This window comes from Lacticaseibacillus thailandensis DSM 22698 = JCM 13996 (assembly GCF_001436135.1).
In the GTDB taxonomy this organism is placed as follows: domain Bacteria; phylum Bacillota; class Bacilli; order Lactobacillales; family Lactobacillaceae; genus Lacticaseibacillus; species Lacticaseibacillus thailandensis.
Genome location: NZ_AYZK01000010.1, coordinates 23804 through 41339, shown reverse-complemented (window position 1 = coordinate 41339; position 17536 = coordinate 23804). Strand labels below are relative to the sequence as shown.

Below are 17536 nucleotides of genomic sequence, written 5' to 3'. Positions count from 1 at the left end.
GCAGCGTACTACGCTCTGTATTTCTTTTGTACCCAGTTCGATATCCACGTCAGGACCGTAATGATGACCAAGTAAATCAGTGCGACCATCGTCCAAATCTTAAAGCCCTCCATGTTGCGGGCAATGATTATCTTCCCCATCTGGGTCAATTCGAGTAATCCCAGCACGGACAAAATCGACGTATCCTTTAACGTGATGATGAACTGGTTGACGAACGACGGGATCATGATGCGGATCCCTTGCGGCATGATGACCCGGCGCATGGCTTTGCCCCACGGTAGCCCCAAACTACGCGCGGCTTCCATCTGCCCGGCGTCGACGGCCTGCATACCGCCCTTCACAAAGGCGGCCGTGTAGGCCCCTTCATTCAGTGTCAAGGTGACGACCCCAGCAATAAACGCCGGAATCTTCGTGCCAATCAAACTCGGAATCCCCGTGTAGATGAAGAGGGCCAACACCATCAACGGCAAACCACGGAAGATGTAAATGAAGACGTTCGCCGCTCCTTGTGCCCACGGGTTGGGGATGACGCCAACAAGCCCAATGAGGATGCCAATAATGGTGGCACCAATAATACCAACCAGTGTCAGTTCGATCGTCTTACCCAGGCCGCCCATTAGTGTACCCCAGTTGGATTTGAGCAAGCCCATAAATGAATTATTACTGTCCTGGCTTTGCTTGTTCTTTTTGGCCTGTGACTTCGTAGTACCGTTACCAACGTACTTGTTGATGATTTGGTCATACTTACCGTTAGCTTTGAGTTTCTTCAAACCCTGGTTGATTTTGACCAGTAGCTTGTGCTGTTGTGACTTTGGTAAGGCGATACCGTAACCGCCAGTTTGGGCGGGCTTGCTAATGATATGTAGTTTAACGCCCGTTGCCATGGCGTACTGAATAACGGGTTTGTCATCCACGCACGCTGCGGAGTTACCCGTCGTCACGTCCTGGTACATGTTGTCAGAGTCGTCAAAGGTGACAGTGTTAAAGCCGTACTTTTTCTTCACACTGTTGGCATAGTCCGCCGCAGCGGTCCCGGTCTTGATGGCGACCCGCTTACCGCGCAAGTCCTTCATACTTTTGATGTTGCTCCCAGACTTGCTGGCAAAGACGATGCCGGATGGGTAGTAGGAGTCACTCATCGCAAACTTGGCTTTACGTTCCGGCGTGATGTTCATGCCGGCGATGACCCCGTCGATTTGGCCCGCTTCAAGCGATTGGACGGCGGTGTTAAAGCCCAGCTCCTTGACTTTGACCTTAAATCCTTCCTCCTTGGCGATGGCCCGGATCAGGTCAATATCGATGCCGACGTACACGTTGTGCTTGTTGGCGAATTCAAATGGTGGGTAGGTCACGTCCGTACCAAAGGTGTAAGTCTTGGTGGCAGCATTAACGGTTTGCGGCTGATTATTAGGGGCGGTCCAAACCGTTACCACTAGACACAACGCGGCCAACCAGGCCCAGAACCATTTTCTGCTCATAAAAATAGCACCACTTTCTCAAAATTTACTAATTGGGTTAAGCTTACTTTTTCAGCACGGCTCTGTCTACGCTTTGGGTTAGGTTTACTAACAAGAAAACGTTTACTACGCAACGAATGGTTGTCAGCGTGTTCACAGGGCGACTGCCAGCCACAAAAAAGGTGGGCGCCTGGGCCCCCACCTAGTGGTTATTCGTTGGTTTCATTCGGGAAAATAGTGCGGTGCGTGGTGGTGATGACGCCGCAGACACCAAGAATTGCGGCAATTACGGCCGCCAGCAGAAGGACGGCCACCCGCGAGGGGATGAGGCCGAACACCAGGGGACCGACCGCACCGAGTAGGTACCCCAGGGACTGGGACATACCCGAAAGTCGGGCGGTATCGACGGCGGAGACGGCCTTCTTTTGGAACAAGATGATGGCCAGATTGAACGCTGCACCACTACCAAAGCCAGCAATCACGGCGCAAAGGCAGTTCAGGGCAAAGTTGGTGCCAAACACCAGCATGCCCAAGACGCCGAACAGGTAACCACCGGCACTAATGGCAACCACGATGGCCTCACCATGCCGCCGGTAAGCTAGGGTGGGGACCAGAATTGAGAACGGTAACCCGGCAAACTGGAAGACCGTGGTCAGCGTGGTGGCTGCCACTTGGCTGAAGCCGGCTGTGGCCCACAATGACGGTAGCCACGTTAATAGGGAATAATAGAGCAGCGACTGCAGGCCAAACACCAGCATGATGGCCCACGACAGGGGTGCACTCATGATGGGGCGCCGGGGCCGCACTACTTTGCCGGTTGCCAGCGTTTGGGGGTGTCCGAACAGGGGAATACACAGGAACCAGAAGATCAGGGCCACGATACTGACGAGTGACAGGAGCGCCATGGTGGCACGGCTGCCCATGTGTAGTGACATCACACCGGCAAAGGCGGTAGCTAGCGATGCCACAATACTCATGGTGGTGCTGTACACCGCGGTCAGCGGGCCGATGCGGTCCGGAAATTTTTCCTTGATGAGTGCTGGTAGTAACACGTTGCCCCCGGCAATGCCGATGCCGACCAGGGCGGTCCCGAGGAGGAGCGCCCACGCCCCCGTGATAATGCGTAGGTAACTTCCCACCACCAGAATGGCCATAGTTAATAGCAGGGTTTGGCCGTTACCCCGGCGAATGCCTAGTTGTGCCACCACGGGTGAGATGACCGCAAACATGAGCAGGGGGATGGTGGTTAGCAGTCCGGCTAGACTGGTCGGCAACCCCGCGGCCCGGCGCACGCTGTCAAGCATGGGCGGCATCATGGTGATAGGCAGACGGAGGTTGGCGCCGATTAGGAGAATCCCAGTGGTAAGCATGATGATGGCACGACGAGTTGGTCTGGACATGATAGCGCCTCCTGCAAGTTAGTATCTTCAGATTACCACAAGGTGTGTGGTCCATTAGCACTTTTTGTTAGTGTGCGATGCAGTCTTCGTTATCAAAGTGGTAGCTTAGTGCTGCTGGCAACCGGCTACTGGCGGAACACTTTGTTTTTCAATTGGGCAATGTTCACGGTGCCCGTTACGGTTGGGCCATCACTTGTTTTGGGGGAATAAGTCATGGATGAACGAGAATTGGTGGAACTGCAGGCGGCGGTCAATGATGACCGATTATTGGAACGTAACTTTATGCGGTATATCCGGATTCCGCGGCGGTTGATGGCAATGTATAATATTCGCGGGTTCGACCGGGCGGACTGGTATCAGGAAGCGCGCATTGCGCACTTCAAGGCGGTGCAACAATTTAATGGTGCTGGGGGCTCACAATTCGGTTGCTACTACCGGTTGATTTTATCGTCGCACTTCTACTCGTTGATGCGGCGGGCGATGGCGCAAAAACGGATCGGCGACCTCTATACGCAGCCGCAGGCCTTGCTCGGTGAAGACGATGAGTGGGGGTGCAGTGCGTACGGTGCGCGCTCACGGTCCATCGAGTCAGAGTGCATTATTCGGGCGGACATCGAGCATTTATGGTCGCGGCTTAGTGCCACGGAGGCGGAAGCTTTGCGGCTGACGTTGTCGGGCCGACCGAACGATTCGCGGCGCCACCGTCAGGCGATGGGGCGGGTGCGCGTTAAGATCAAGGCATTTCTGTATGCTTGACCCAGATATTGCTGGGTTGTGATAACTAGACGGACGGGGGTGCTGGCGGCCAACTGCGCGCGCCGACCTAGCTTGCACTGCTCGCAGCAATCATGGTAAAATATTGAAGATATTATTAGAGGAGGTGCGCTATGAGTGTTCGTAAGGTAGCAATGGCATGTAGCGTGTGCGGGCACCGGAATTACTTTATTCCGGAAAAGAAGGAGCGCACCGAGCGCTTGACGTTAAACAAGTTTTGCAAGTATTGTGGCAAGGTAACACCGCATCAGGAAACACGGTAAGGAGACAGTTATGAACTTCATTAAGGGTGTATTTCACGAAATGAAAATGACCACTTGGCCAACATGGAAGGAAAACCGGCGCGATACCACTACGGTCATCGTGACGTCGATCCTGTTTGCCGTCTACTTTGCTTTGTGCGACTGGGCTATTACGGCAATTCTGGAAAAGTTTGTTTTCTAGCTGAGCCTGGGGGACAACTTCGTGACAACGTACTGAAAATTTGTTATCATGAAAGCAACTTAAAACCAACACCCACGGGTGGCGGTTTTTTTATTTGGTCACGATTGAAAGGAAGACAATCATGGAATCATCCTCAAAGCAATGGTACGTGTTACATACGTACGCTGGTTACGAAAATAAGGTTAAGACGAACTTGGAATCACGTGCTGCTTCAATGAACATGGAAGACTACATTTTCCGGGTAATTGTGCCGGAAGAAGAACAGCACAAGATCAAGGACGGCAAGGACAAGGTGGAGGTCGAAAAGACTTTTCCGGGTTACGTATTGGTTGAAATGGTCATGACCGACGAATCCTGGTTTGTGGCTCGGAACACGCCTGGTGTAACTGGTTTTGTTGGTAGTCATGGTGGTGGGAGCAAACCCGCACCACTGATGCCCGACGAAGTGGAAAAGATCCTGCGTGAGATCGGTATGAGCACGCGCACCGTGGACGTCGACTTTGAAGTGGGCGAAAAGGTTAAGATCGTTGATGGTGCGTTCTCCGGCATGGCCGGGACCGTCACTGAGGTCGACAAGGAGCACTACAAGCTGCACGTGAACATCGAAATGTTCGGTCGGGAAACGGCGGCTGAACTTGACTTTGCGCAGGCGGATAAATTCTAAGTGTCTTAAGTACAAATAAATAGTGGTACGTTGTGCACCCGCCGGCTGGGCGTTGCATGACGTACCGCTTTTTTTGCATTGTTACCTGACGGGCACCGGGACTTCAACGATGCGTTCAGCGCCCGTAACAATGTGCGCCCGCCCGTTCGTTTGGTCCGTAATCTGGGCGCGCACGTCGTCAACATCGGGGGTTGGCACGTAGATGGTCGTGGTCACGTCCGCGAGAAAACTCGGGTGCTCCTCGGGCCAACCCTGGGCGGCCAAAAAGGCGGTCAGGGGCTGGTAGTTCGCGTAATCGACCGTGATGTTGAGTGCCTGCCGTGGTTCCAGGGCCACGATGCCCAACGCCTGGATGGTCGCGGTGACCGCCTGCGTGTACGCACGAATAAGGCCGGATGCCCCCAGCTTGATGCCACCAAAGTAGCGGGTGGTCACGGCCGCCGTATCCGTCAACTCATGCACTTGTAAGCCCCGCAAAGTGGGGGCGCCAGCCGTGCCGGAAGGCTCGCCGTCGTCGCTAGCCCGCTCAATTAGGGGTGCGGTGCCGAAGCGGGCGGCGCCCACGTTGTGGTTGGCCTTTTTGTTGGCGGCACGTACTGTCGCCCAGAAGTCGTTAAATTCTTCCTGGGTATGGACGCGCTGAATGGTGGTAATGAACCGCGATTTTTTGATCACGATTTCGTGTTGGCCGCTAGTGGCAATAGTTTTGACCGTCAAGTTAGCGAAATCTCCCTTCGAGGTGATGTGGTGATGGATACCAGTAATGTTTGGCCGGCGCTAGCAGGACAACAGTTGACTGCACGGGAAGCGCAGCACGCCGGCGTACCTGCGCATATTTTAGCACAGATTCTGAGTGTCCCCGCGGTGGCGCGGGGCAAGTATGGTTGGCACTGTGCACGGTGCCAAGGATGGGTGGCCTCCAATGTGGGGACGTTACCGGCCCAGTGGGGCTATTGCCCGGAATGTATCGTGTTGGGACGGTTGACGAGCACAGACCAATTGTACCGGTTTCCCAACCAGCCATTACCGCCCCAGCCAGACTTACGCATGTCCTGGTCAGGGCAGCTCACTGCGCAACAGACACGGGTCGCTGGCGAGCTCATTACGGCGTTCGATGCGGGCGAGCGGCGCCTCTTGTGGGCGGTCACGGGTGCGGGCAAGACCGAAATGTTGTTTCCGGTGATCGAACACGCCCTGCGTCAGGGCGGCCGGGTCGCCATCGTCTCCCCACGGGTGGACGTGATTCTTGAACTGGCGCCGCGGTTGCAGCGGGCGTTCACGACGGTGGAGCAGGCGGTGCGGTATGGTGGCACTGGTCCCGCGTCGTCGGTGCCATTGTTGCTGGCGACGACGCACCAATTATTGCGGTACTATGCCGCCTTTGCCCTGGTTGTAGTGGACGAGGTCGATGCGTTTCCGTTCACAACTGAGCCCATGTTGGCGCGGGCGGTGAACCAAGCAGCGTGTGGAACGGTGCTGTACCTAACGGCGACGCCCGGTCCGGATTTGTTACGCCAGGTGCGCCGGCACCAACTGGCAGTCAGCTACCTACCGCGGCGGTTCCACGGGGCGCCACTGCCGGAGCCGGATGTGGTCCTAGCGCGGGGTGGTGGCCTGAGCCTGCCGCGCCGTTTGTTGCAGCAACTCAGGATGGTAATGACGACGGAGCAATCGCAGGTCATGATCTTTGTGCCAGCCATCCGGCAGTTGCGCCAGGTGCAGGCTACCCTAGCCAAACAGGGCATTGTGGCGGCGACGGTTTACGCCGGTGATCCGGCGCGGGCGGAGAAGGTCAAAGCGTTTCGGGACGGCCACCCGCGGGTCTTAGTGACGACGACCATTCTGGAACGCGGGGTGACCATCTACAATTGTGCGGTCATGGTGTTACAGGCCGATGCACCCCTTTTTGGGGTCTCGGCGTTGGTCCAGATGGCCGGTCGTGCGGGGCGTGACCGGGAACATGCAGATAACCCGGTTTGGTTTGTGTGCGCCCACTATACACTCAGCATTCGGCGGGCGTGCCGGCAGATTCGGCAGCTCAACGCGCGGGGGGAGTCTTGATGGAGTGCTGTCTGTGCCACCGACCGTTGACTCAGAGCTGGCGGTTAGCCGCGCTGATGGCCAGTGCCCCACTTGTCCCACCGGACTTATGCGGTGAGTGCCGCCGTGACTTTGACCGTATCGACCCCGACCACGTCTGCACCGGGTGTGGGCGCCCCAGTCACGCTGAGTTGTGTGGGGATTGTCAATACTGGCGCCACCGCGATGGCGTGACGTTACATAACCGAGCCGTCTACCACTATAATGCCGCGCTTAAGGACGTCATGCACCAGTACAAAGCGGTGGGTGATTACCGCCTGCACACGGCGTTTCGGGCGGATCTGTGCACGTTGTGTCGGGGCGTAGGCCGGTTGGTGCCGTTGACGACCGAACCCAGCCACTATGCGCGCCGCGGCTTTGACCCGGTGGTGGGGTTGTTTGGCCACCTTAAGCTGTGGGGTTGTCTGACTAAAAATGACACGGATCTGCCGCAATCGCGTAAGAAGCGCGGGGCCCGACTACGGACGCCGCAAAGCTTTGTGTGTACGGCGTCGACGGCGGAGTTGGCCCGAGTGCGGCAAATTTGCTTGGTGGATGATTTATACACGACTGGAACAACACTGCACCACGCCGCACAAGCACTCCGGGACGCAGGATACCGGGGAATAATCATTTCGCGGACGCTCATTCGGTAACAACTTTGGAAAAAGATAATTGTTTCACTAGACGCGTAACGTTATAATGAGTTTAAGGAAGTTAAGCGCTTCCGCAAACACCCGTCGCCATTGGGTAATGGTGACCGAAAGGGGAGAGGTTTTATGCTTACTTACAATGTACGTGGCGAGAACATCGAGGTTACTGAGGCGATTCGTAACTACGTGGAAAAGCGTATCAACAAACTGAACAAGTATTTCAGTGAGGGTGCACAGGCAATTGCCCATGTGAACCTCAAGGTCTACTCGAACAAGCAGGCCAAAGTCGAGGTGACGATTCCAATGCCGTACCTGACGTTGCGGGCTGAGGAAAAGAACCCAGACTTGTACGCGGCGATTGACCTGGTTACGGATAAGTTGGAACGCCAGATCCGTAAGTTTAAGACCAAGATTAACCGTAAGTCCCGTGAAAAGGGCTTTGCTGACCTGGTAGAAACGCCTGAGGAACCAGACTTGGAAGAAGCTGACGACGACTCCACGGAGGCCACGGACTTGAACGTTGTCCGGACGAAGCGGGTGGCCCTGAAGCCGATGGACTCACAGGAAGCCATCTTGCAGATGAACATGTTGGGCCACAACTTCTTCATCTTCGAAGATGCGGAGACTAACGGCACGAGCATTGTGTACAAGCGTCGTGATGGCCGCTACGGCTTGATCGAAACCGACGAATAAATTGCAATTAACACGGCGGGTTCCCACACGGGAATCCGCCTTTTGCGTCCCGTTGTGTTGTTAGTGGGCCGTTATAAGCGGGTGGGACGCATCTGCATGTGGGGGTGTGACGGTACTTGGCCCCAGCAGCGGTCATTGTGGAGCCCCCATCAAGTCATAGTCGCTCTCACTATCGGTGTGGCCAGCTCCCAACACTACCCCCAAACACTACCCCCCAAAAGACGTCACAAAATTGTTAACTACCATTAGTACAATTGCAATGCTATCAATGTTACAATTAACCAGATGTTGTACGCACTGTTAGTGTGGGAGAGGATTTACTAATGCCAAATATGATTCGTAAGTGGGTGGAGAGTGACGCCCGCGAAGTGAAAAGAATTGGAAAAATTGCTGACAAGGTCATGAGTTACGCCGACGACTTTGCCAAGCTTTCTGACGAGGAACTTCAGGCCAAAACCCCCGCGTTTAAGGAACGCCTAGCGCAGGGTGAGACCCTTGATGATATCCTGCCAGAAGCCTTTGCCGTGGCCCGTGAAGGTGCGCGCCGCGTTCTGGGCCTGTACCCATACCGGGTGCAGATCATCGGTGGAATTACCCTGCACGAAGGGAACATTGCCGAAATGAAGACCGGGGAAGGTAAGACGCTGACTGCCACCATGCCGGTGTACCTCAACGCGTTGTCTGGCCTCGGGGTGCACGTTATCACCGTCAACGAATACCTGAGTGAACGTGACGCCACCGAAATGGGTGAACTGTACAACTGGCTCGGCCTTTCGGTGGGACTCAACTTGAGCGACAAGTCGCCCGAAGAAAAGCGTGAAGCCTATAACTCCGATATTACGTACTCCACGAACAGTGAGCTTGGGTTTGACTACCTCCGTGACAACATGGTGGCCTACAAGGAACAAATGGTGCAGCGCGGGCTCAACTTTGCCGTAGTCGACGAAGTTGATTCAATCCTAATCGATGAAGCGCGGACGCCACTGATTATTTCTGGTGGGGCCACCAAGTCGACCGGGTTGTACGTGCGTGCCGACGCGTTCGTGAAGACCCTCAAGGAAACCGAGGATTTCAAGATCGACTGGGCCACCAAGACTATTGGTTTAACCGAGTCCGGGATCATCAAGGCCGAATCGCACTTTGGCCTGGACAACCTGTATGATACTGAAAACACGGCCCTGACCCACCACTTGGACCAAGCCCTGCGTGCCAACTTTATCATGCAGCGGGACATTGATTACATGGTCAAAGACGGTGAGGTTCTGATCGTCGATTCCTTTACCGGGCGGGCAATGGAGGGCCGGCGGTTCTCTGATGGCCTGCACCAGGCCATTGAAGCCAAGGAAGGCGTCGAGATTCAGGACGAAAACCAGACCATGGCGAACATTACGTACCAAAACCTATTCCGGATGTACACTAAGCTGGCCGGGATGACCGGGACTGCGAAGACGGAAGCGGAAGAATTCCGCGAAATCTACAACATGTTGGTCATCACGATTCCAACCAACAAGCCGGTTATCCGTTTGGACGAAGCCGACGTGCTCTACCCAACGTTGGAGAGTAAGTTCAACGCCGTGGCGGCCGACATTGAGCGGCGTCACAAGAAGGGCCAGCCGGTCCTGGTGGGGACGGTCGCCATTGAGTCCAGTGAGCGGTTGAGTGACCTGCTGGACAAATTACACATTCCGCACACGGTCCTGAACGCCAAGAACCACCTCAAGGAAGCCGAAATTGTTATGAACGCGGGTCAGCGTGGGGCCGTCACGATCGCCACCAACATGGCTGGTCGTGGGACCGACATTAAGTTGGGACCCGGCGTGAAGGCGTTGGGCGGCCTGGCCGTGCTGGGGACCGAACGACATGAATCCCGGCGGATCGACAACCAGTTGCGTGGTCGTTCCGGCCGTCAGGGGGACCCGGGGATCACCCAGTTCTACCTGTCACTAGAAGATGACCTGATGAAGCGGTTCGGTTCTGACCGAATCAAAGCCGTGCTGCAGTCCTTGCAGGTTGCGGATGATGATCAGGTCATCAAGTCCCGGATGGTGAGCCGCCAGGTTGAGTCCGCGCAGAAGCGGGTTGAAGGTAACAACTACGATACCCGTAAGCAGACGTTGCAGTACGACGACGTGATGCGCGAACAGTGTGAGGTCATCTACAAGCAGCGGCAACAGGTCATTAACGAAACCGACACGCTCAAGCCAGTCCTGATGGCTATGATCAAGCGCACGATCAACCGGATCGTGGACACGCACATTCAGGGCACGGATCCAGCCAAGTGGGACAGTGATGCTTTGCTTGATTGGGTGCACGCCAACATGGTGAGCGACGAAGCCTTTACCCAGGCCGATATTGATGGGCACACGGCGGACGAAATCAAAGCCAAGCTGATGGACCTGGTTGAAGCTAACTACCAGGATAAGTCTGAGCAATTGCCAGATAAGTCACAGATGCTGGAATTTGAAAAAGTAGTTATTTTGCGGGTGGTCGACTCCTTATGGCCGGACCACATTGACGCCATGGACCAGCTACGTCAGGCCATTGGGCTGCGTGGCTACGGGCAGATGAACCCCCTGGTTGAATACCAGGAAGAAGGGTTCCGGATGTTTGAAGAGATGGTCGGTGCCATCGACGAAAACACGACCCGGTTGTTCATGAAGGCGCAGATTCGTCAAAATATCGAACGTTAAACCACAACTTTACGTGGCGTGTTGCAGCCAGCTGGTCCTTGGACTTGCTGGCTGAACGCGCGTATGGCGGTTGTGCGGGGCACGGGTGCCGTAACGGGGCCCTTGCCCGTACATACTAAATTATGAGTGAGGTTATCAACATGGAATTAAGCCAAATTCGTAATGCGCTAACTGATTTGGGTGCTAAGATCACCCAGTTTAGGGGGTCGCTTTGACCTCGATGCGCTGAACGAAAGCATTAGTGTGAACGAGGCGCAAATGGCAGCGCCCGGTTTCTGGGACGACGCGGAGCATGCTCAACAAGTCATCGATGCGACCAACGCCATGAAGAGTAAGCACGACGCGTTTTACAAACTAAGTGACGCTTACGACGACTTGCAGGCGGCCTATGAGCTACTACAGGAAGAACCCGACGCCGATTTACAGGCTGAAACGGAACAGCAATTGAGCAAGTTGCAGGCGGCAATGCAAAAGTATGAGCTGAACTTACTGTTGTCAGGACCGTACGATGATAGCAACACCATTCTGGAAATTCATCCGGGTGCCGGGGGGACCGAAGCCCAGGATTGGGGCAGCATGCTGCTTCGCATGTACCAACGCTGGGCGGACCAGAACGGTTACAGCGTGGAGGTGGCCGACTACCTGGCTGGTGATGAAGCCGGGCTCAAGAGCGTGACGCTACTGATCAAGGGCACGAATGCCTACGGGATGTTGCGGGGCGAAAAAGGGGTCCACCGGCTAGTGCGGATCTCGCCGTTTGATTCGGCGTCACGTCGCCACACCAGCTTTGCGTCGGTCGACGTGATGCCGGAACTGAATAAGGACATTGACGTTGACCTGCGCTGGGACGACATCAAGATGGAAGTCTTCCGTAGTAGTGGTGCCGGGGGGCAACACATCAACAAGACCAGTTCTGCCGTGCGGTTGATCCACATTCCGACCGGGTTGGTCACGAGTTCTCAGGCCGAACGGTCGCAATTCCAGAACAAGGAAACGGCCTACAACATGTTGAAGGCTAAGTTGTACCAAAAGGAGCAGGAAGAGCAGGAACGGAAGGAAGCGGAAATTCGTGGTGTGCAGTTGGACACCGCCTTTGGCTCCCAGATCCGGTCATACGTCTTCCACCCGTACACGATGGTCAAGGACCACCGGACGAATTACGAAACGGGGAACGGTCAGGCCGTCATGGATGGTGATTTGAACCCATTTATCTATGCTTACTTACAATGGCAGTTATCCCAGAAGAATCCCGATTGAGGAAGGAAGGTTCCGCTAAATGATTGTGTTCGACAAGGTCACCAAAACGTACGACAACGGTGTTACCGGGATTAAGGACCTGACCCTGAAAGTCCAGCAGGGCGAGTTTGTTTATATTGTTGGTCAAAGTGGCGCGGGGAAATCCACGCTGATCAAGATGCTGTACCACGAATTGGTGCCGACCAGTGGTCACCTGACCATCAACGACTTTGACTTCGACACCATGCGGCCCCAGGACGTGCCGATGTTGCGGCGGTCGATGGGGGTCGTGTTCCAAGACTTCAAGCTGTTGCCGCGGATGACGGTCTTCGAAAACGTGGCCTACGCGATGCAGGTAATCGAGACTCCGGATGCGGACATCAAGCCGCGCGTGCTGGACGTACTCAAGCAGGTCGGGTTGGAACAAAAGATTCGGCGGTTCCCTAACGAGCTATCTGGTGGTGAGCAACAGCGGGTGTCCATCGCTCGCGCCATCGTCAACAAGCCGACCGTGGTCATTGCCGATGAACCGACGGGGAACTTGGACCCAGATACCAGTGAGGAAATCATGGATATTCTGGACCGGGTGCATGCCGCCGGGACTACCGTCATTATGGCGACGCATAACCGGGATATTGTTAATTCACGGACCCACCGGGTAATTGAAATTGCCGGCGGGGCCGTGGTTCGTGATGAAGCAGAGGGGGCCTACGAAGTTGAAGACTAACGTGATCAAGCGGCATGTCCGCGACAGTTTAAGGAGTTTGCGCCGCAACGGCTGGATGTCCGTCGCTTCCATTTCTGCGGTGACGGTGACCCTGTTTATGGTGGGGATTTTCCTCGCCGTCTTGTTTAACGTGAACCACGTTAGCCACCAGGTTGAAAATGACGTGCGGGTGCGGGTATCTGTGGACCGCAAGACGCCCCAGGCAGCCAAGGATAAACTAGCAAAGCAGCTCAAGGCGATCCCCCACGTGGAGAAGGTCACTTACCGTTCACGGAACGCCGAACTGAACTCCATCGTGACGGGTTACGGTCAACAATGGAAGATGTTCCGTGGGGACGATAACCCGTTGAATGACGTCTTTGTGCTGAAGACTAAGAGTTCCGCTAACACGATTGCGGTTACCAAGAAGGCCCGCAAGCTCGCCAACGTGGACTCTGCGAGTTACGGTGGCGATACGGCCCGCAAGCTGTTCAAAGTGGCGGATAAAGTCCGCAACTGGGGGATTGGCTTCACGGTACTGTTGCTACTCGTGGCGGTCTTCCTGATTAGTAATACCATCCGGATCACCATCATGTCCCGGCGTGAAGAGATTGCCGTTATGCGGTTGGTCGGCGCGACGAACAGTTACATTCGTTGGCCGTTTCTGCTGGAAGGTGCATGGACCGGGTTGTTCGGTTCCATCATTCCCATCGTGATTGTGGATATGGGCTATGCGGCGGTGATCAGTCACAGTGGCCTGACCGTGGCGTCGAATGGCTACGCCTTCTTCAGTACGATGCCGTTCCTGTTCTGGCTGGACGTCTTGTTAGCCGGTATTGGGATCGTGATTGGGGCCGCGGGTGCTGGCTTGTCCATGCGGCGGTACCTGAGGGTTTAAAAGTTGATTGTACGTAACGGTTACCTCAAAGCCGCGGTAGCAGCCGCGGCTTTTTGCGTGGCACGGTGTCCCGTGGTTGGTCAACGCTGGCACGTAGCGTCGGTGCATCGTGCCGACCATAAAATCGTGGTCACCAGGTGCGCAGAGGGACCGGGTTGTTTGGTATACTGACAGTAAACAAGTGGAGGTGCCATGATTGTGGGAGTTGAGCAGTTAAACCTATTTTTTCTGGTGAGCACCATCGTGGTGGCCCTCGTTGTACGCATTCAGGCGGGGCGGCGGCTCCGGCACGAGCGGGCGGCTGTACGGTTAGCGGTCACGCGTAACCTCCTCGAGGAAGGCTACTACTGGTTAGCAACTCTCTTGCCGGGCATAATGCTGAGTGTGTTGATGCTGGCATTAGGTGTGACGTTACCAATAGGGGTTGCGGCCGTCCTGGGACTGCTAGCGCTATTGGCGGCGTTGTTCATGCCTGGTTTTACGCCGCTGTACCTGGGCCTCGCGGGCGCGATTGCTTGGATCATACCCTCAGCAGTAGGGCGCGCGGTCGGATTAGCGGGCGGTTCAGTTGGCCACTGGGCACCGGTTTTTCTATTACTGACGGGGTGTGCGTTGTTAGTGAATGCGCGGACTGCCATTCGTGGTCACCGCCCCGTGTCGTCACCGCGGGTGGTGACGCGTGGTGGCCATACTTGGGCCCGTTACCGGGTGCGGCAACTGTTGTGGTTACCCGTTTTGCTACCCGTTTCGGGGCACTGGTTACCCGCATTACCTTGGTGGACGCACCTAAACTTTGCTTTGGGTCAGGCGCATTTTAGCTTGCTGGCATTACCCCTATTTTTGGGCTTTGCCTTTACACACCAGAGTGCTCAATCGCGACCAGCCCTCAAGCGGACTGCCTGGGTTGAGGGCCTGGTGGGCCTGTTCGCGGTCTTGACTGCCGGTGGTGTGCAGTGGCATTTACTGCCAGCGGTATCCGCTTTGCTGGGCTACGCGGACGTATGCGTCGTTGCAATGGTATTATTGTGGTGTATACGACGGTCGCAGCCCCAGGTGACGTTGGTTCACCCGGGGGTCCGCGTGGTCGGCGTAGTTGCTGACACTCCAGCGGCCCGCATGGGGTTAGCGCCGGGGGATGTTGTTTGGCAGTGCAATGGGGTTGACGTAACGGACACCGCGGTCTTGTATAACGCTTCGCAGCATCTGGGTACCTTCTGTCGGTTACGGGTCCAGGACACTGCAGGTGAGTTTCGGTTGGTTGAAACCGCAATTTACACGGGGACGCCGCACCTTTTGGGGATAATCACTTTTCCGGAGGATTGATCAATGAAGAAGATTCTGGTAGTGGACGATGAACCAGCAATTGTGACGTTGCTGAAGTATAATTTGGAAGCTGAGCACTATTCGGTGACCGCCACCGGTGACGGGCAGGATGCCGTGGCCTTGGCGTTGAACAATGACTTTGACTTCATTATTTTGGACCTGATGTTACCCGGCATGGACGGCATTGACGTAACCAAGGAGTTGCGCAAAGCCGATGTGACGACGCCCATCATGATTCTGACGGCGAAGGATTCCGAGGCTGATAAGATCATCGGGCTGGAGCTGGGGGCGGATGACTACGTCACCAAGCCGTTCTCACCGCGGGAAATTATTGCCCGCATCAAAGCCATTGAGCGCCGGGTCGGCAACACCAAGGACGAAGGCGCCAAAGTGCTCAAGGTCGGGGAATTGACCATCGAACCGTTGAACCACCGCGCCACCATGCGTGGCGAACGGCTCCACCTGACCCCGAAAGAGTTTGAGTTGCTCCAGTACTTTGCCACGCACCACGGGAAGGTTTTGTCCCGTGATGTGTTGCTCAATGGCGTCTGGGGGTACGATTACCCTGGTGAGACGCGGATGGTTGATATTCAGGTCAGCCACCTGCGCGAAAAGATTGAGCGTGACCCTAAGCACGCGGAATATTTACAGACCGTGCGCGGATTCGGCTACCAGTTGGAGGATCCTAATGCTTAAACATGCATGCCGGCGATTAATGGTAATAGCCCTGCTAGCGATAGCGGGCTTTTTTGCCCTCATTTGCTTACAAAATACGATTTTAGCCCGCAAACAGTACGATACCTACCAGCAATTGGCCATGGTGGCGCGGTCCGGTGGCTACCGGGAACAGCGTCTGGGGCGAATCAGCGAAGTGAATTTGGATGGACACTCGCACATTGCTGCGGTGGTGCGGGACCGGATTCGGAGCGGGGATGACCTGAATAATCAGGGCCACGTGTACATCCATCTCAAGGGTAAGCGCCAGTTCGTTTACATCGTGTCAGACTCGCTGGGCGATTGGGGCTTTGTCGGTCGGTCGTGGAATGTCGGTACGGTCGGGCGCACCGAGGGAATTGTGTACGCCGTCATTTACTGGGTACTGGTGCTGATCTTGCTGCTATGGAGTGCCCGGGATGACCGGCACCTGCAGGCAGAGATCAGGGCCCTAGCGGATAACATTCACCGCGTGCGCTACGACCACCAGGCACACCCCTTATTGGTGCCGCCGAGTTCCCGGGTTTACCCGTTGGCTTACCAGATTCAGGGTTTGGAAGGTGACGTTACCCATTGGCGGCGCAAGTTGACGGTGCGGTCCGAACGCTTTGTGCAGTTAGTTGACCACCTTCCGCAAGGGGTCATGCTTATTAACGGGCAGCGCCAGGTTACCATCGTGAACACCGCGATGGCCACCCTGTTGGGTCACGAAATCAGTCGTGACCGGCACCCGTACGTGGATGACATTCAGACCTTTGCGCTGAGCCACATGATTGAACACACCGCCCGTGACGCGCAGAGTCGGCACCAGGAGTTACAGTTGCAGGACGATACGGTCGACGTGGACGCCACCACGGTTGCCATCCGCAAGGGACCGGACGAGATTCAGGTGCTGGTCATTTTGTATGACGTCACCTTTATGCGCCAGGTAGAAAAAATGCAGTCCGACTTTGTGCAAAACGTGAGTCATGAATTGAAGACACCCGTCACCGCCATCACTGGCTTTGCAGAAACCCTGCTGGCGGGGGCCAAAGATGACCCGGAAGCGCTGGATAAGTTTCTCCACATCATTCAAACCGAGTCGCAGCGGTTGACCCAACTGATTCAGGACACGCTAGCCCTTTCCCGGGTAGGGTCCAGTAACGACCACATCGAAAAAGTACCGGTGGCGCCGTTAGTGCAAAACGCGCTGAACAGTATCCAGCAACCACTCAAGGACCGGAAGCTACACGTCAACGTGGAGTTAGATGCGGACTTGTCACTCGATACCAACCGGCGTAAGCTCAGTCAGATTGTGCGCAATCTGGTCAACAACGCCGTCTTCTATAACAAAGAGGGCGGGACTGTCTCCATCGTTGGCGTGCGCACTAATGGTGGAATCCGCCTCCAAGTTTCCGATACCGGGGTGGGAATCGCCGATGATGAGCAACAACGCGTCTTTGAACGATTCTACCGGGTCGACAAGGCCCGTTCCCGCAATAGCGGTGGGACCGGGCTGGGTCTGGCAATTGTTTCCGAACTAGTGGCGGACCTCGGGGGTTCGATCCACCTGGCCAGTCAGCTCGGCGTAGGGAGTACCTTTACCGTGGCGCTGCCGAACGCGGTGGCCAGTGAACACAATCAGGATAACTAGTACTTCAAAACGAAGCTGGTGGTGACACGCCGCCAGCTTTTTTAGTTGTGATCCTCGGAAACGCGACTATTTACACAACCATTACACTAAGGTGACTACGTAATTTACTTGTACCCAGTACACTTAGCGTAGACAGAAATCGTGGAGGTAGCACCGTGAAAAAGCTGGGCTT

The 17536-nt window shown here is 55.5% G+C and carries 17 protein-coding genes; 14 read left to right on the top strand and 3 right to left on the bottom strand.

Annotated features, from left to right (window positions below; translation table 11 throughout):
* Nucleotides 1–8 precede the first annotated feature (8 nt).
* Together FD19_RS09135 and FD19_RS09130 are read right to left on the bottom strand one after the other, a co-directional pair.
* Entirely contained in the window at nt 9–1478 is a 1470-nt protein-coding gene (locus FD19_RS09135) for an ABC transporter substrate-binding protein/permease (protein ID WP_054750625.1), read from the bottom strand.
* A gap of 188 nt (nt 1479–1666) precedes the next feature.
* Nucleotides 1667–2857: an MFS transporter gene (locus FD19_RS09130; protein ID WP_056969877.1), complete on the bottom strand. Its 1191-nt coding sequence runs from the start codon at nt 2855–2857 to the stop codon at nt 1667–1669.
* 213 nt (nt 2858–3070) lie between these two features.
* Here FD19_RS09130 and FD19_RS09125 point away from each other — a divergent pair, with 213 nt between their 5' ends.
* From FD19_RS09125 to nusG, 4 genes are all read left to right on the top strand, one after another.
* Nucleotides 3071–3613, top strand: coding sequence for a hypothetical protein (locus FD19_RS09125; RefSeq protein ID WP_054750621.1), 543 nt, complete (start codon nt 3071–3073; stop codon nt 3611–3613).
* Between the two features lie 131 nt (nt 3614–3744).
* Nucleotides 3745–3894 (top strand): 50S ribosomal protein L33, encoded by a 150-nt coding sequence (gene rpmG / locus FD19_RS09120; protein WP_056969875.1) that lies wholly within the window; start codon nt 3745–3747, stop codon nt 3892–3894.
* A gap of 10 nt (nt 3895–3904) precedes the next feature.
* Nucleotides 3905–4075 carry a preprotein translocase subunit SecE gene (secE, locus tag FD19_RS09115; RefSeq protein ID WP_054750620.1) on the top strand — a complete coding sequence of 57 codons (171 nt, stop codon included), beginning with the start codon at nt 3905–3907 and terminating at the stop codon, nt 4073–4075.
* Nucleotides 4076–4196: 121 nt separating this feature from the next.
* Complete coding sequence (nusG, locus tag FD19_RS09110; RefSeq protein ID WP_054750619.1) at nt 4197–4739, top strand: transcription termination/antitermination protein NusG; 543 nt, start codon at nt 4197–4199, stop codon at nt 4737–4739.
* A gap of 81 nt (nt 4740–4820) precedes the next feature.
* Here nusG and FD19_RS09105 read toward each other — a convergent pair whose 3' ends face one another.
* Nucleotides 4821–5456 carry an IMPACT family protein gene (locus FD19_RS09105; protein ID WP_054750618.1) on the bottom strand — a complete coding sequence of 212 codons (636 nt, stop codon included), beginning with the start codon at nt 5454–5456 and terminating at the stop codon, nt 4821–4823.
* Between the two features lie 33 nt (nt 5457–5489).
* On the opposite strand from FD19_RS09105, the gene FD19_RS09100 reads away from it, so the two are divergent.
* The 10 genes from FD19_RS09100 to pnpS all read left to right on the top strand — a co-directional run bounded on the left by FD19_RS09100 (nt 5490) and on the right by pnpS (nt 17364).
* Nucleotides 5490–6800: a helicase-related protein gene (locus FD19_RS09100; RefSeq protein WP_054750617.1), complete on the top strand. Its 1311-nt coding sequence runs from the start codon at nt 5490–5492 to the stop codon at nt 6798–6800.
* A gap of 263 nt (nt 6801–7063) precedes the next feature.
* Nucleotides 7064–7474: a ComF family protein gene (locus FD19_RS09095; RefSeq protein WP_156321912.1), complete on the top strand. Its 411-nt coding sequence runs from the start codon at nt 7064–7066 to the stop codon at nt 7472–7474.
* Between the two features lie 123 nt (nt 7475–7597).
* On the top strand, nt 7598–8164 hold the full coding sequence (hpf, locus tag FD19_RS09090; protein ID WP_054750616.1) for a ribosome hibernation-promoting factor, HPF/YfiA family: 567 nt from the start codon (nt 7598–7600) through the stop codon (nt 8162–8164).
* 323 nt (nt 8165–8487) lie between these two features.
* Nucleotides 8488–10854 carry a preprotein translocase subunit SecA gene (gene secA / locus FD19_RS09085; protein WP_056969874.1) on the top strand — a complete coding sequence of 789 codons (2367 nt, stop codon included), beginning with the start codon at nt 8488–8490 and terminating at the stop codon, nt 10852–10854.
* Nucleotides 10855–10994: 140 nt separating this feature from the next.
* A protein-coding gene (gene prfB / locus FD19_RS09080; protein WP_156639700.1) for a peptide chain release factor 2 occupies nt 10995–12111 on the top strand; the annotation gives its coding sequence in 2 pieces (ribosomal slippage) (nt 10995–11066 and nt 11068–12111; 1116 coding nt in all).
* Between the two features lie 19 nt (nt 12112–12130).
* Complete coding sequence (gene ftsE / locus FD19_RS09075; RefSeq protein ID WP_054750615.1) at nt 12131–12817, top strand: cell division ATP-binding protein FtsE; 687 nt, start codon at nt 12131–12133, stop codon at nt 12815–12817.
* The gene (gene ftsX / locus FD19_RS09070) at nt 12807–13694 is read left to right on the top strand and encodes a permease-like cell division protein FtsX (RefSeq protein WP_054750614.1); all 888 of its coding nucleotides are present in this window, start codon (nt 12807–12809) and stop codon (nt 13692–13694) included. Before ftsE ends, ftsX begins: the two co-directional genes overlap by 11 nt.
* A 192-nt stretch (nt 13695–13886) precedes the next feature.
* The gene (locus tag FD19_RS09065; RefSeq protein ID WP_056969870.1) at nt 13887–15017 is read left to right on the top strand and encodes a PDZ domain-containing protein; all 1131 of its coding nucleotides are present in this window, start codon (nt 13887–13889) and stop codon (nt 15015–15017) included.
* 3 nt (nt 15018–15020) lie between these two features.
* A complete protein-coding gene (locus FD19_RS09060) occupies nt 15021–15713 on the top strand; it encodes a response regulator transcription factor (RefSeq protein ID WP_054750612.1) in 693 nt (230 codons plus the stop codon).
* Nucleotides 15706–17364, top strand: a complete 1659-nt coding sequence (gene pnpS, locus FD19_RS09055) for a two-component system histidine kinase PnpS (RefSeq protein ID WP_082619547.1) — start codon at nt 15706–15708, stop codon at nt 17362–17364. Before FD19_RS09060 ends, pnpS begins: the two co-directional genes overlap by 8 nt.
* Nucleotides 17365–17536 lie beyond the last annotated feature (172 nt).